Raw genomic sequence first — 13159 nt, 5'->3', positions numbered from 1 at the left:
GGGCGCCACGTAAGGAATCCCATGAAGACTGACATTCACCCCGACTACCAGGCTGTCGTGTTCCGCGACCTCGGCTCGGGAGAGACGTTCCTGACCCGCTCGACGGTTTCGAGCGACAAGACGATCGAACTGGACGGCGTGGAGTACCCCGTCATCGACGTCGAGATCTCGTCCGCCTCGCACCCGTTCTACACGGGCAAGCAGCGCATCATGGACTCGGCCGGTCGCGTCGAGAAGTTCAACCAGCGCTTCAAGGGCTTCGGCGGCAGCAAGTAAGCAGCTTTCCGCGAAGGTCCCGGCTCCACGATGGAGTCGGGACCTTCGTCGTCGGCGGCGACGTCAGTCCTCATCGACCTCGATCACGATGCGTCCCGAGGCATCCATGACGCCAGGCCCCTTGTCCGGCGTGGGCGCCGGGACGGAGGAGCGCTGCTGACGGTCGCGCTCCTGGCCGGCCTCGTGCGCGCTCGGCGACCAGACGGCGTCGAACACCCCCACCAGACCACCACCGGCCATTCCCCGGTACTTCTCCTCGATCGGCCTGCGCGAGAACACGTGGCGCAGGCCGGTGAACAGCATCACGGGGATCATCCCGAGGACGACGGCGATGGTCATCCATCCCAGGAAATCGTTCACCCGTTCAGCCTAGGCAGATCGGATGCGCGACGGCATCCCCTTCACTCGGAGGCCGCAGCAGCGCGCACCGGCCACGTGCCATCGATGGTCTCTTCCGCGTCGATGCGGCCGATGCTGATGAAGTATTCGGTGAGACTCTCGGCCTGCGTACGCGCCCATCCGATCTGCTGAGTGTGCAGTTCGGATGCCGACGACGGAAGGTCGAAACGGCGTGCGAGCGCCTGTGCGACGCGCCCGGCCGCGATCGCGTCGGCGGAGGCCTCATGCGCGCCGTCGAGAGCCACCGAGTAGTGCTCGGCCACCACCTCGAGCGTTCGCTTGCCCCGGCGATACCGATCGACGGCCTTGTCGATGACCAATGGATCGATCACGGGGGACGGATTCTGCAACGGTTCGATGCCGTGCCGGAGGCACTCGTGGAACAGGAGGGAGAAGTCGTACGAGGCGTTGTACGCGACGACGGGCACTCCCTGCGCGAGCAGCGCCGCGAGCGAGCCGGCGATCTCCGCGACGACCTCGGACGAGGGGCGTCCGACTCGCTGGACGTGTTCGGTCGTGAAACCGTGGATCGCCGCTGCGCCGTCCGGGATCGGGATGCCGGGGTCCGCGATCCAGGATCGGGCGGCGATCTGCCTTCCCTTGGCATCGAGCACGCCGACGTGGGCGGTGACGATGCGATCGGAGCGGACGTCGACACCGGTGGTCTCGAGATCGAAGACGCCGACGCGGGTGAGCCAGTCGGGAAGCGTGGTCTCGTCGGTCATGATGTTCACGGTAGGACGAGGTTCCGACATCGCCGTGGCGACTCTCCGCGTGGAGGCGCCCGTAGACTCGGAATCATGCTGTCGCCGTATGCCGATCGTCTGAACGCCCTGCCCGTCCGGCGCCGCGAGGTCGAGGTCGGCGGAGGCTCGACCGCGTACTGGGAGTACGGGGTCGCCGACGGTGCGGATGTCGACGACACCGCCGGGCCCACTGTGATCGCCGTGCACGGATTCCGTGGCGAGCACCACGGGCTGGAGCCCGTTCTCGCCTACCTGCCCGACGTGCGCGTGATCTCGCCCGATCTGCCCGGATTCGGCGAGACGGCGCCCCTGCCGGGCGGCCGGCACGACCTCGACCGGTATGCCCGGTGGCTGACCGAGTTCGCCGAGACCGTCGCGCCGGGAGCCGTCATCCTCGGGCACTCCTTCGGTTCCATCGTGGCCGCAGCGGCCGTCGCCCGCGGTCTCGAAACGCCCCGACTGATCCTCATCAATCCGATCGGCGCGCCGGCGCTCGAAGGACCCAAGGGCCTCATGACGCGACTCGCCGTGCTGTATTACGCGCTCGGCGCGAAACTGCCGGAGCGGCTCGGCACCGCGCTGCTGCGCAACGGGATGATCGTCCGCGTCATGAGCATCACGATGGCGAAGACGCGCGATCCCGAGCTGCGGCGGTTCATCCACGCGCAGCACGACACCTACTTCTCGCGCTTCGCCGATCGCGACGTGCTCAAGGATGCGTTCGTCACCAGTGTGTCGCACGACGTCCGCGAGTTCGCCCCGCACATCTCGACGCCCACTCTGCTGGTTGCGGCGCAGCAGGACGACATCACGCCGATCGAGGCCGAGCGCCGGCTCGCCACGCTGTTCTCGGATGCCGAGATCGTCGAGATCGCCGACGTCGGCCATCTGATCCACTACGAGACGCCGGCCGAGGCCGCCGGCGCGATCCGACGCTTCCTCAGGCTTCCCGTCGTGCGAGGCCGATGAGCCCGGCGACCCGGTAGGGGATCACCTCGCCCATCGCGAGCGAGGTCTCGGTGCGGTCGACGCCTTCGATCGAGAGGATGCGCGCATCCGTGTCGAAAAGGTGGCGCGCGTCGCGGCATGCGACGCTGGCGAGCAGATCGATCGATCCGCTCAGTCCGTGCACCTGCAGGATCTCGGGGATGCGAGCGAGCTCGGTGGTGATTCGGGGGAGCTCGGTCTGACGCAGGCCGATGCTGATGAACGCCTGCAACGGGAACCCGAGGACCTCCGGCGAGTACGCGCGTTCGTACGAGAGCAGTACTCCGGTCTGCTCCAGCCGCGCCATCCGTGCCTGGATCGTGTTCCGCGAGAGTCCGAGCCGCTCGGCCAGAGCGACGATCGTGGCACGGGGATCGTCGGCGAGGACGGTCAGAAGCTCGAGGTCGATGCGGTCCAGGGTTGACATAGTGCCAAACGGTAGCACCCTCGCCGTGCGTGAATGTGCGCAACATGCTCAATACGTTCGGAGATGCTTGAGCGAGGTGATCACCGGACGTAGCCTCGAAGCAGCCGATGACGATGTCGGCGCCGTGCAGCAGCGCCCCCACAAGGGGCGGTGCGACAGAGGAGGACGAAGATGTCACCGCAGACCACTCCGATCACCGATACCGCTCAGGACCTGGAGCTCGTCGAGCGCCTGATGGCGCCGGACGGCACACGTCTGACGCACCCCGACCTGGATCGCTTCGTCGCGGACGTGGATGCGGTCCAGCTGCGTGCTCTGCACCGCGATATGGTCGTGCTCCGTCGCATCGACGCAGAAGGCTTCGCGCTGCAGCGTCAGGGACAGCTCGGCCTCTGGGCCCCGTGCCAGGGCCAGGAGGCTGCGCAGATCGGCACAGCACGTGCTCTCGCCCCGCAGGACTTCGTCTTCCCCAGTTACCGGGAGACGGGCGTCATCATGGCGCGTGGCGCGGAACCGGCCGACTTCGTGCGCACGTGGCGCGGTGAGGAGGGGGCCGCGTACGACCCCGACCGCCTCCGCTGCGCCCCCATGCAGATCATCATCGGCGCGCAGAGCCTGCACGCCGTCGGCTATGCGATGGGGATCCAGCGCGAGCAGACCGACGAGGTCGCCGTGTCCTACTTCGGCGACGGTGCGACCAGCCAGGGCGACGTCAACGAAGCCATGATCTTCGCCTCGTCGTACGGTGTTCCGGCGGTGTTCGTGTGCCAGAACAACCACTGGGCGATCTCCGAGCCGGTCTCGGTGCAGTCGCGGTATCCGATCGCCGGCCGTGCGCCAGCCTTCGGCATCCCGAGCCTGCGGGTCGACGGCAACGACGTGCTCGCGTGCCTTGCGGCGATGCGCTGGGCGCTCGATCACGCGCGCAGCGGCAAGGGTCCCGCGTTCATCGAGGCGGTCACGTACCGGATGGGCCCGCACACGACGGCGGACGACCCGACCCGTTACCGTGACCCCGCCGAGCTGGAGGCCTGGCGCACGCGTGATCCGATCGCTCGGCTGGAGGCTTTCCTGACCGCACGCGGCGAGCTCGACGACGCGCAGATCGCCGCAGCCCAGGCGGACGCCGACACCGCGGCACGCGAGATGCGGGCCGCCTGCATCGGCATGGTGACCCGTGAGCCGCTCGCTGTCTTCGACGGCGTCTACGCGGAACCGCACACCGGCCTCGCCCGCGAGCGCGACGCGTACGCGGCGTACCTGCGCTCCTTCGAGCAGGAGGCGTGAGATGACCGAGATGACGCTGGGCAAGGCCCTCGGCGCCGGCCTCGCGCAGGCCATGCGCGACGACGACAAGGTCGTGATCCTCGGTGAGGACATCGGACGCCTCGGAGGGGTGTTCCGCATCACGGACGGCCTCATCGACGAGTTCGGGGCCGCGCGGGTGATCGACACTCCACTGGCGGAATCCGGCATCGTCGGCACCGCCGTCGGTCTGGCGTTCCGCGGATACCGTCCGGTGGTGGAGATCCAGTTCGACGGATTCGTCTACCCGGCATTCGACCAGATCGTGTCGCAGGTCGCGAAGCTGCACTACCGCACGCAGGGGCGTGTGAAGATGCCGATCACGATCCGCATCCCGTGGGCCGGAGGCATCGGCGCGGCCGAGCATCACTCGGAATCGCCGGAGGCGTATTTCGTGCACACCGCAGGCCTCAGGGTCATCGCCGTGTCGAACCCTCAGGACGCGTATCGATGCCTGCGTCAGGCGATCGCGAGCGACGATCCGGTGATCTTCTTCGAGCCCAAGCGGCTGTACCACCACAAGGGCGAGGTGGACCTGGACTCGCCGCTCGCGGACACCGTCCCGATGGGGCTCGCCCAGGTCGTGCGCCAGGGGTCGGATGCCACCGTGCTGACGTACGGCGCCATGGTCTCGACGGCTCTGGATGCCGCGGCCGCCGCCGAGGAAGACGGCATCGACCTCGAGATCATCGACCTGCGGTCTCTGTCTCCCGTCGACTACGACACGGTCGCGGCGTCCGTGCGGCGGACCGGCCGCGTCGTCGTCGTGCACGAGGCATCGCGGGAGGCCGGTGTCGCCGCCGAGGTGATCGCGAGCGTCACCGAGCGCTGCTTCGAGTACCTCGAGGCCGCGCCGCTGCGCGTCACCGGACACGACATCCCCTACCCGCCGGCGAAGCTGGAGAAGCACCACCTTCCGGATCTCGACCGCATCCTGGATGCTGTCGATCGCGTCCTCGACAGGCCGAACAGCATGACGGAGGCGGGCGCATGACCACCGATTTCCGGCTCCCCGACCTGGGCGAGGGCCTCACCGAAGCAGAGATCGTGCAGTGGCTCGTCGCTCCGGGCGATACAGTCACGCTCAATCAGACGCTCGCGGAGGTCGAGACGGCGAAGGCGATCGTCGAGCTGCCTTCTCCGTACGACGGAATCGTCGCGACGCTGCACGCGGAAGCCGGCGACACGGTCGCCGTCGGGGCGCCGCTGATCGCGTTCGACGTCGACGGTGAGGACAGCGCCTCGGATGCCTCGACGCCCGCGGAGGGCGGCGCCGCCGCATCCGCTGCCGAACCGGCGACCCAGGCGAACCTGGTCGGGTACGGTGCGGCACCGTCCGGCGGAGCGCGGCCGGCCCGGCGTGCGCGGCGCGCGGCGGGAACCGCGGCATCCATCGTCGACACCGCCGTCCTCGAGGCGGCCCCGCACGACGCGCTGCCGACGGGACCCGTCGAGACCGTCCAGGGCGAACGGCCCCGTTCGACGCCCCCGGTACGCGCTCACGCCAAACAGCTCGGAGTCGATCTCGTGCTCGTGGCTGCGGAGGTGGGCGACCGCCCGATCACCAGGGCCGATGTCGATGCGTATGCCGAGCGCGTCGCACCGGCCGTACCGTCGCCGCCGACGGCGCGGCCCGCCGCAGAGCTCGACGGTGAGCGCGAAACGCGGATCGCGATCCGCGGGGTGCGCAAGCACACGGCGGAGGCCATGGTGCAGAGCGCGTTCACGGCGCCGCATGTCACCTGCTTCCACACCGTCGACGTCACCGAGACGATGGACCTCATCGCCTCCCTGCGCGAGGACCGAGCGCTGTCCGGGCATCGGATCGGCCCGCTCGTCGTGATCGCGAAGGCGGTCTGTCTCGCGCTGGGGCGCACGCCGGGTCTCAATTCGCGATGGGATGCCGAGGCCGGCGAGATCGTCCAGCACCATTACGTCGACCTCGGCATCGCTGCGGCGACCGAGCGCGGACTGATCGTGCCGAACATCCGGGATGCCGATCGGATGTCGCTGATCGGACTCGCGGATGCCCTCACGGCGCTCACCGAGACGGCGCGGTCCGGGCGCACTTCGCCGGCGGAGCTGGCCGGCGGAACCTTCTCGATCACGAACATCGGCGTGTTCGGGATCGATGCAGGAACGCCGATCCTGCCACCGGGGCAGTCCGGCATCCTCGCCGTCGGCGCGGTCCGACCGCAGCCGTGGGTGCACCGCGGCGACTTGGCCGTGCGTCAGGTCATGACGCTGAGCCTGTCCTTCGATCACAGGGTCGTCGACGGCGCCGAAGGAGCTCGATTCCTGAAGGACGTCGCCGACGTCCTTCAGGAGCCGGGGCGCGCGATGCTGATGGCCTGACCGCTCCGGGGGGTCCGGTCAGGCCGTCAGCGCCGCGTACGCCATGTCCGTGAGGACGGCGGCGGTGGCGGCCTGGGCGCGGGCAGCCGAGCGCGTGCTGTGCGGTGTCGAGTTGATCAGCCCGAAGCCCGCCTGCACGCGCAGGCGGAGCTCATCGGACGGGACCGAGCGCAGCGCGGCGAGCGCCGTCATCCACAGGTCGATGTACGCGCGCTGAAGTCGTCGGACGTCGGCGCGGTCCGCATCCGACAGATGGGCCAGGTCACGGTCCTGGACGCGGATGACGTCGGCGTGCCCGAGCGCGAAGTCGACATGGAACCGGATCAGGCAGCGGATGCGGTCTTCGTCGTCTGATGAGGCTTCGAACACGGCTGTTCCCCCGGCGACGAGGTCACGGCTGACGCCGACGAGCAGAGCGCCCAGCAGCGCCTGCTTGCCGGCGAAATGCCGGTACACGGCCGGCCCGGAGACGCCGACGGCCGCGCCGATGTCCTCCAGACTCACGCCGGAGAAGCCGCGTTCGGCGAACAGCGTCGCGGCGGCGGTCAGGAGGGCATCGGAGCGCTCCGCTTTGGCGCGATCGCGCGCGGTGATCGGGGTTGCCATCTCAGTTAATGCTCGCTAACCTAAATGAACGGGTTAGTGAACACTAACCGACCCGGATGGTCGGGCACCAGTTTTCGTGTGTCGAGGAGGACGTCACGATGTCAGAGACGCAGCGCGAGCTGGCCGAGCGCCTGCGCGACAGACTCGCCGAGGCCGCTCTCGGCGGACCGGAGGCCTCTCGGCGCCGTCATGTCGAACGGGGCAAGCTGCTGCCGCGGGATCGGGTCGCGCGGCTGCTGGACGAGGGCAGCCCGTTCCTGGAGGTCGCACCGCTCGCAGCCCACGGTCTGTACGACGCCGAGGTACCAGGAGCAGGCGTCATCGCCGGGGTCGGACTCGTGCACGGTCGGCACGTCATGGTGGTGTGCAACGACGCGACGGTCAAGGGCGGCAGCTATCTGCCGATGACGGTCAAGAAGCATCTGCGGGCCCAGGAGATCGCGCTGGAGAATCGTCTTCCGTGCCTCTATCTCGTCGACTCGGGGGGCGCCTTCCTGCCGAAACAGGACGAGGTGTTCCCGGACCGCGACCACTTCGGTCGGATCTTCTTCAACCAGGCCCGGCTCTCCGCCGCCGGCATCCCGCAGCTGGCGGCGGTGCTCGGCTCGTGCACGGCAGGCGGCGCCTACGTGCCGGCCATGAGCGACGAGACCGTGATCGTGCGCGGCCAGGGGACCATCTTCCTCGGTGGTCCGCCTCTCGTGAAGGCCGCCATCGGCGAGATCGTCTCCGCCGAGGACCTCGGCGGAGGAGAGCTGCACGCCCGTCGCTCGGGTGTCGTCGATCACCTCGCCGAAGACGATGAGCATGCGCTCGAGATCCTCAGAGACATCGTCTCGACGCTGCCGGCCGCGCAGACGCCGGCATGGGACACCATCGAGACGGTCGCGCCGGAAGAGAGCGGAAGCCTCTACGACGTCGTTCCGGTGGATGTGAACGCGGCCTACGACGTGCACGAGGTCATCGTGCGGCTCATCGACGGCGGATCCTGGTTGGAGTTCAAACCCGAATACGGTACGACCCTGATCACCGGGTTCGCGCGGCTGCACGGGCATCCCGTCGGCATCGTCGCGAACAACGGGGTGCTGTTCAGCGAATCGGCGCTCAAGGGCGCCCATTTCATCGAGCTGTGCGACCAGCGCGGCATCCCGCTGCTCTTCCTCCAGAACATCACCGGCTTCATGGTCGGCTCGGAGGCCGAGGCCGGGGGCATCGCGAAGGACGGCGCGAAGATGGTCACCGCTGTCGCCACCACCCGCGTTCCGAAGCTCACCGTCATCATCGGCGGGTCCTTCGGCGCAGGCAACTACTCGATGTGCGGGCGCGCGTACTCGCCGCGATTCCTGTGGACCTGGCCGGCCAGCCGCATCTCGGTCATGGGCGGCAATCAGGCGGCATCCGTGCTCGCGACCGTCAAAGAGGATCAGCTCACCGCACGAGGAGACTCGTGGACCGCAGACGAACGGACGGCGTTCGAGGAGCCCATCCGCGCGCAGTACGACAGCCAGGGGGAGCCGTACTACGCGACCGCCCGGCTCTGGGATGACGGCATCGTCGACCCTGACCGCACCCGCGACCTGCTCGGCCTCGCTCTCGATGTCGTCGCCCTTACTCCACTGCCCGCGCCGGGCTTCGGCGTCTTCCGGATGTGATGCCCGTGTACTCGTCAGTGCTGATCGCCAACCGCGGAGAGATCGCCCGCCGCGTCATCCGGACGCTTCGCGCGCTCGGCATCCGCAGCGTCGCGGTGTACTCCGATGCGGATGCCGCGTCTCCCCACGTCCGAGAGGCGGATGATGCCGTCTGGATCGGCGCTTCGCCGGCAGGGGAGTCGTATCTGCGTGTGGATGCGATCATCGATGCCGCACGCGAGAGCGGGGCCGAGGCCATCCACCCGGGGTACGGTTTTCTCTCCGAGAGCGTCGCTCTCGCTCGGGCGTGTGCGTCGGCCGGGCTGGTGTTCATCGGTCCGGGCGTCGACGCACTGGAGATCATGGGGGACAAGGCCCGATCGCGGGCGCATGTCTCGCAGCGCGGTGTCCCGGTGGTCCCGGGGTTCGACGCCGCGGGTCTCTCCGATGCCGAGATCGCGGATCGCGCGTCCGACATCGGATACCCCCTCCTCGTGAAGCCCAGTGCCGGTGGCGGAGGAAAGGGGATGGAGATCGTGCGGGATGCGGCTGGTCTCGCGCCCGCTCTCAGCTCGGCGCGGCGGGTGGCTGCGGCATCCTTCGGCGACGACGCGCTCATCCTGGAGCGACTGATCGGCCGTCCACGCCACATCGAGGTCCAGGTGTTCGGCGACACGCACGGGAACACCGTCGCGATCGGCGAGCGCGAGTGCACGCTGCAGCGCCGGCATCAGAAGGTCATCGAGGAGGCGCCGGCGCCCGGCATCTCCGACGCACTGCGCGACCGGCTCTGGGGCGAAGCGGTACGCGTCGCCGCGAGCGTCGATTACGTCGGGGCCGGGACGGTCGAGTTCCTGATCGACGCGGATGCCTCGGACGAGGTGTTCTTCATCGAGATGAACACGCGCCTGCAGGTGGAGCATCCGGTGACGGAGGCGGTCACCGGACTGGATCTGGTCGAACTGCAACTGCGCGTCTCGGCGGGGGAGCCACTGCCGGAGATCCCCCACGCGAGCGGGCACGCGATCGAGGCGCGGGTATACGCAGAGTCGCCGGAACGCGGGTTCCTGCCTTCGACGGGAACGGTGCTGCGCTTCGCTGCGCCGCAGGGCGTGCGCGTGGACGCCGCGATCGGGAGCGGCTCCGAGATCAGCGGTTACTACGATCCGATGATCGCGAAGGTCATCGCGCACGGTACCGACCGTGCCGCGGCCCTCGAGCGACTCGACGGCGCGCTCTCGAGGACGATCGTTCTCGGTGTCGAGACCAATGTCGCGTTCCTCCGGGCGCTGTGCAGCGACGAGCGTGTCGTCGCCGGTGACCTGGACACCGGTCTCATCGAGACTCTGCTGCCGTTCCCCGCCGCACCGCCATCGCGGGCCATGCTGGACGCCGCGAGATGTGCTCTGCGGGGTGAGACCGCGGCGACGAGCTCAGGTCTCGCCCCGCAGAGCACGTCCCGCGCTGGCTCGGCGTGGGCCGCGCTGGGCGGATGGCGCCTGAGCGGGACGGATTCCGCGGGCGACACGGGCTCGTTCCTGACCGATGACGGGGACGTGGTCTCCGCAACGCCGTCCGCCGCGACGGGCGGGTCCGCGCCCTCTCGGCCGGCGACTCGCATTCCCACGGCGATCGCCGCGGACGGCGCCGTCTGGGTCACCGAGGCGGGGCGCACCACCCGCGTGCGCCCACTCAGTCGGCGGCAGGTGATGCAGCGGCGTCTGGCGGCACAGCATCCCGAGACGGCCGCGACGCACCCGGAGGCCCGCGCGTCCATGCCCGGCAGCGTCGTCGCGGTGCACGTCTCCGACGGGGCGCGGGTGAACGCAGGACAGGTGATCGTCTCGATCGAGGCGATGAAGATGGAGCATCCGGTGCTCGCGCCGCATGACGGCACGGTGCACCTCCTGGTCGCACAGGGCGACCAGGTGCGACGCGACCAACCGGTCGCGCGCGTCGAGGCGGAGGAGAGCCATGACTGACCTGACCGAAGAAGAGCGCGAACTCGCCGCGATGGTGCGCGATTTCGCCGACACCGTCGTCGCGCCGCAGTCGTACGAGGCCGACCGGACGCACACCCTGAACATGGACGTCGTCCGGCAGATGGGGGAGTTGGGGCTGTTCGGACTGCCCTTCCCGGAGGAGGTCGGCGGCCAGGGCGGCGATCTGATGGCGCTTGGCATCGCGATCGAGGCGCTCGGGCGGGTCGACCAGTCGATCGCCATCACGCTCGAAGCCGGTGTCAGCCTCGGAGCGATGCCGGTCTTCCGATTCGGAACCGACGCGCAGCGCGACGAATTGCTGCCGGACCTCCTCAGCGGTCGCGCTCTCGCCGGCTTCGGGCTCACCGAGCCGGAGGCGGGCAGTGATGCCGGCGCGACCCGCACGACCGCGCGGCGCGACGGCGGCGAATGGGTGATCAACGGTGCGAAGCAGTTCATCACGAACTCCGGCACGCCGATCACGAAGTTCGTCACTGTGACGGCCGTCACCGGTGAACGCGACGGTCGCAAGCAGATCTCGACGATCATCGTCCCGAACGGTACGCCCGGTTTCACGGTCGAGCCTGCATACGACAAGCTCGGATGGCGCGCATCGGACACTCATCCGCTGACCCTCGCCGACGTCCGCGTGCCGGAGGGGAACCTGCTCGGCGAAGAAGGGCGCGGTTTCGCGAACTTCCTCAGCATCCTCGACGAGGGGCGGGTCGCGATCGCCGCCCTCTCCACCGGTGCCGCGGAGGGATGCCTCGAGCAGGCGACCGCGTACGCCCGCAGCCGCACGGTGTTCGGCGCCGCACTCAGCACGCGCCAGAACGCCCAGTTCACGCTGGCCCGCATGCGGGCACGGGTGCACACCGCGCGGCTGGCCTGGCATCACGCCGCGCGGCTCCGCGACGCCGGCAAGTCGTTCGGCGAAGAGGCGGCCATCGCAAAGCTGGTCGCGGGCGAGGCCGCGATGGACAACGCACGCGATGCCACGCAGATCTTCGGCGGCAACGGCTTCATGGACGAGTTCCCGGTCGCCAGGCACTACCGCGACTCGAAGATCCTCGAGATCGGCGAGGGCACGACCGAGGTGCAGCTGCTCGTGATCGCCAGGGCGCTCGGCGTCGCCGGGTAGCGTGGAGCCATGACCGTGATCGTGCAGCGAGGGCTGTACTACGAGGAGTTCGACCTCGACGCGACGTACCTGCATCGGCCGGGTCGTACCGCGACCGAGGCGGACAACGTGCTGTTCACCACGCTCACCATGAACACGCAGGCGCTGCATCTGGATGCCGCGTATGCCGCCACCCAGGAGTTCGGCCGTCCGCTGATGAACTCGATGTGGACGCTGTCGACCATGGTCGGCTCCTCGGTCGCGCAGCTGACGCAGGGGACTCTCGTGGCGCAGCTCGGTCTGGGCGACATCCGCTTTCCACGGCCGCTGTTCGCCGGTGACACTCTCTACACCGAGAGCGTCGTGACGGACAAGCGGCTGTCGTCCTCACGGCCGGGGCAGGGCATCTGCACGATCGCGCACACCGGCCGGAATCAGGAAGACGAGGTCGTCGCGACGGCGACGCGCACGGTGCTCGTGCAGTGTCGTCCGGAGGGAGAAGGATGACGTTCGACCTCGGACCCGCGCTGTTGTTCTGCCCCGCCGATCGGCCAGAGCGCTTCGCGAAGGCGCTCGACCGCGCGGATGCCGTCATCCTCGATCTCGAGGACGCCGTCGCGCCCGCGGACAAGGCGGCGGCACGAGAGAACCTCATCGACGCGCATCTGGATCCGGACCGGGTGATCGTCCGGGTCAACGCGGCGGATTCGGCGGAGTTCGCGAGCGATCTGGCGACGCTGTCGCAGACGGACTTCCGCACCGTGATGGTCGCGAAGGCCGAGGACCCGGCGGCGCTGGACGCTTTCGATCCGCGGTTCTCGCTCATTGCGCTGTGCGAGACGGCGCGCGGAGTGGCGACGGCCGATCGGCTGGCGGATCATGAGCGCGTGGTGGGGCTCATGTGGGGAGCCGAGGACTTGGTGGCATCGCTCGGCGGTACGTCGAGTCGAGGACAGGACGGACGGTATCGGGACGTCGCGCGATTCGCCCGCTCGCGCGTCCTGCTCGAGGCGGGCGCGCGCGGGAAGGCCGCGGTCGACGCGGTTCACATCGCGATCGACGATCTCGAAGGGCTGACGGCCGAGGCGACGGATGCCGCGGCCAGCGGTTTCTCGGCCACGGCATGCATCCACCCCGGTCAGGTGGCGGTGATCCGCGAGGCGTACCGGCCCGATGCGGGTGCCGTCTCCTGGGCCGAGGGCGTGATCGCGGCGGCTGTCGGCGAACGCGGCGTGTTCCGTTTCGAGGGCCGGATGATCGACGAGCCGGTGCTGCGGCATGCGCGCAGCGTGCTGCGCCGCGCGCAGCAGAGCACCTGAGCGCCG

14 protein-coding genes are annotated in these 13159 nt (G+C 69.1%); 10 read left to right on the top strand and 4 right to left on the bottom strand.

Features of this window, described 5'->3' with window-relative positions:
* Positions 1-21: 21 nt before the first annotated feature.
* Positions 22-276 (top strand): type B 50S ribosomal protein L31, encoded by a 255-nt coding sequence (locus tag ACFCYE_RS08970; RefSeq protein WP_179438025.1) that lies wholly within the window; start codon positions 22-24, stop codon positions 274-276.
* Between the two features lie 63 nt (positions 277-339).
* On the opposite strand, the gene ACFCYE_RS08965 is transcribed toward ACFCYE_RS08970, so the two are convergent.
* Together ACFCYE_RS08965 and ACFCYE_RS08960 are read right to left on the bottom strand one after the other, a co-directional pair.
* Positions 340-636, bottom strand: coding sequence for a hypothetical protein (locus tag ACFCYE_RS08965; RefSeq protein ID WP_376178015.1), 297 nt, complete (start codon positions 634-636; stop codon positions 340-342).
* Between the two features lie 41 nt (positions 637-677).
* Positions 678-1400, bottom strand: a complete 723-nt coding sequence (locus ACFCYE_RS08960) for a 3'-5' exonuclease (RefSeq protein ID WP_376178013.1) — start codon at positions 1398-1400, stop codon at positions 678-680.
* A 75-nt stretch (positions 1401-1475) separates the two neighbouring features.
* Here ACFCYE_RS08960 and ACFCYE_RS08955 point away from each other — a divergent pair, with 75 nt between their 5' ends.
* Complete coding sequence (locus ACFCYE_RS08955) at positions 1476-2390, top strand: alpha/beta fold hydrolase (RefSeq protein ID WP_376178012.1); 915 nt, start codon at positions 1476-1478, stop codon at positions 2388-2390.
* On the opposite strand, the gene ACFCYE_RS08950 is transcribed toward ACFCYE_RS08955, so the two are convergent.
* Positions 2362-2835, bottom strand: a complete 474-nt coding sequence (locus tag ACFCYE_RS08950; RefSeq protein WP_376178011.1) for an Lrp/AsnC family transcriptional regulator — start codon at positions 2833-2835, stop codon at positions 2362-2364. The genes ACFCYE_RS08955 and ACFCYE_RS08950 overlap by 29 nt on opposite strands.
* 171 nt (positions 2836-3006) lie before the next feature.
* Between ACFCYE_RS08950 and pdhA the strand changes: the two genes are divergently transcribed.
* Genes pdhA through ACFCYE_RS08935 form a run of 3 tightly spaced genes read left to right on the top strand, consistent with a single transcriptional unit; the run spans position 3007 to position 6495 of the window.
* A complete protein-coding gene (gene pdhA, locus ACFCYE_RS08945; protein WP_376178009.1) occupies positions 3007-4122 on the top strand; it encodes a pyruvate dehydrogenase (acetyl-transferring) E1 component subunit alpha in 1116 nt (371 codons plus the stop codon).
* Position 4123: 1 nt separating this feature from the next.
* The gene (locus ACFCYE_RS08940) at positions 4124-5134 is read left to right on the top strand and encodes an alpha-ketoacid dehydrogenase subunit beta (protein ID WP_376178007.1); all 1011 of its coding nucleotides are present in this window, start codon (positions 4124-4126) and stop codon (positions 5132-5134) included.
* Positions 5131-6495 (top strand): dihydrolipoamide acetyltransferase family protein, encoded by a 1365-nt coding sequence (locus tag ACFCYE_RS08935; RefSeq protein ID WP_376178005.1) that lies wholly within the window; start codon positions 5131-5133, stop codon positions 6493-6495. The genes ACFCYE_RS08940 and ACFCYE_RS08935 overlap by 4 nt, the downstream gene beginning before the upstream one ends.
* 18 nt (positions 6496-6513) lie before the next feature.
* On the opposite strand, the gene ACFCYE_RS08930 is transcribed toward ACFCYE_RS08935, so the two are convergent.
* Positions 6514-7101: a TetR/AcrR family transcriptional regulator gene (locus tag ACFCYE_RS08930; protein WP_376178003.1), complete on the bottom strand. Its 588-nt coding sequence runs from the start codon at positions 7099-7101 to the stop codon at positions 6514-6516.
* Positions 7102-7199: 98 nt separating this feature from the next.
* On the opposite strand from ACFCYE_RS08930, the gene ACFCYE_RS08925 reads away from it, so the two are divergent.
* The 5 genes from ACFCYE_RS08925 to ACFCYE_RS08905 are packed head-to-tail and all read left to right on the top strand — an operon-like array spanning position 7200 to position 13153.
* Positions 7200-8753, top strand: a complete 1554-nt coding sequence (locus ACFCYE_RS08925) for a carboxyl transferase domain-containing protein (RefSeq protein WP_376178002.1) — start codon at positions 7200-7202, stop codon at positions 8751-8753.
* Entirely contained in the window at positions 8753-10714 is a 1962-nt protein-coding gene (locus ACFCYE_RS08920; RefSeq protein WP_376178001.1) for a biotin carboxylase N-terminal domain-containing protein, read from the top strand. The genes ACFCYE_RS08925 and ACFCYE_RS08920 overlap by 1 nt, the downstream gene beginning before the upstream one ends.
* Positions 10707-11855 carry an acyl-CoA dehydrogenase family protein gene (locus ACFCYE_RS08915; RefSeq protein ID WP_376178000.1) on the top strand — a complete coding sequence of 383 codons (1149 nt, stop codon included), beginning with the start codon at positions 10707-10709 and terminating at the stop codon, positions 11853-11855. Before ACFCYE_RS08920 ends, ACFCYE_RS08915 begins: the two co-directional genes overlap by 8 nt.
* Positions 11856-11864: 9 nt before the next feature.
* Positions 11865-12341: a MaoC family dehydratase gene (locus ACFCYE_RS08910; RefSeq protein ID WP_376177999.1), complete on the top strand. Its 477-nt coding sequence runs from the start codon at positions 11865-11867 to the stop codon at positions 12339-12341.
* Positions 12338-13153 (top strand): HpcH/HpaI aldolase/citrate lyase family protein, encoded by an 816-nt coding sequence (locus ACFCYE_RS08905; RefSeq protein WP_376177997.1) that lies wholly within the window; start codon positions 12338-12340, stop codon positions 13151-13153. The genes ACFCYE_RS08910 and ACFCYE_RS08905 overlap by 4 nt, the downstream gene beginning before the upstream one ends.
* The last annotated feature ends 6 nt before the right edge of the window (positions 13154-13159 follow it).

Origin of the sequence: Microbacterium sp. NPDC056234 (assembly GCF_042267585.1) — a bacterium.
GTDB lineage: Bacteria > Actinomycetota > Actinomycetes > Actinomycetales > Microbacteriaceae > Microbacterium.
This window is presented reverse-complemented; position numbering and strand designations above follow the sequence as displayed.

Bases quoted from the DNA above. Each gene is read 5' to 3' on its own strand.
- ACFCYE_RS08920 (WP_376178001.1), top strand. From the start codon at position 8,753: ATGCCCGTGTACTCGTCAGTGCTGATCGCCAACCGCGGAGAGATCGCC.
- ACFCYE_RS08905 (WP_376177997.1), top strand. From the start codon at position 12,338: ATGACGTTCGACCTCGGACCCGCGCTGTTGTTCTGCCCCGCCGATCGG.
- ACFCYE_RS08950 (WP_376178011.1), bottom strand. From the start codon at position 2,835: ATGTCAACCCTGGACCGCATCGACCTCGAGCTTCTGACCGTCCTCGCC.
- ACFCYE_RS08915 (WP_376178000.1), top strand. From the start codon at position 10,707: ATGACTGACCTGACCGAAGAAGAGCGCGAACTCGCCGCGATGGTGCGC.
- ACFCYE_RS08935 (WP_376178005.1), top strand. From the start codon at position 5,131: ATGACCACCGATTTCCGGCTCCCCGACCTGGGCGAGGGCCTCACCGAA.
- ACFCYE_RS08970 (WP_179438025.1), top strand. From the start codon at position 22: ATGAAGACTGACATTCACCCCGACTACCAGGCTGTCGTGTTCCGCGAC.
- ACFCYE_RS08940 (WP_376178007.1), top strand. From the start codon at position 4,124: ATGACCGAGATGACGCTGGGCAAGGCCCTCGGCGCCGGCCTCGCGCAG.
- ACFCYE_RS08955 (WP_376178012.1), top strand. From the start codon at position 1,476: ATGCTGTCGCCGTATGCCGATCGTCTGAACGCCCTGCCCGTCCGGCGC.
- pdhA (WP_376178009.1), top strand. From the start codon at position 3,007: ATGTCACCGCAGACCACTCCGATCACCGATACCGCTCAGGACCTGGAG.
- ACFCYE_RS08960 (WP_376178013.1), bottom strand. From the start codon at position 1,400: ATGACCGACGAGACCACGCTTCCCGACTGGCTCACCCGCGTCGGCGTC.
- ACFCYE_RS08910 (WP_376177999.1), top strand. From the start codon at position 11,865: ATGACCGTGATCGTGCAGCGAGGGCTGTACTACGAGGAGTTCGACCTC.
- ACFCYE_RS08930 (WP_376178003.1), bottom strand. From the start codon at position 7,101: ATGGCAACCCCGATCACCGCGCGCGATCGCGCCAAAGCGGAGCGCTCC.
- ACFCYE_RS08925 (WP_376178002.1), top strand. From the start codon at position 7,200: ATGTCAGAGACGCAGCGCGAGCTGGCCGAGCGCCTGCGCGACAGACTC.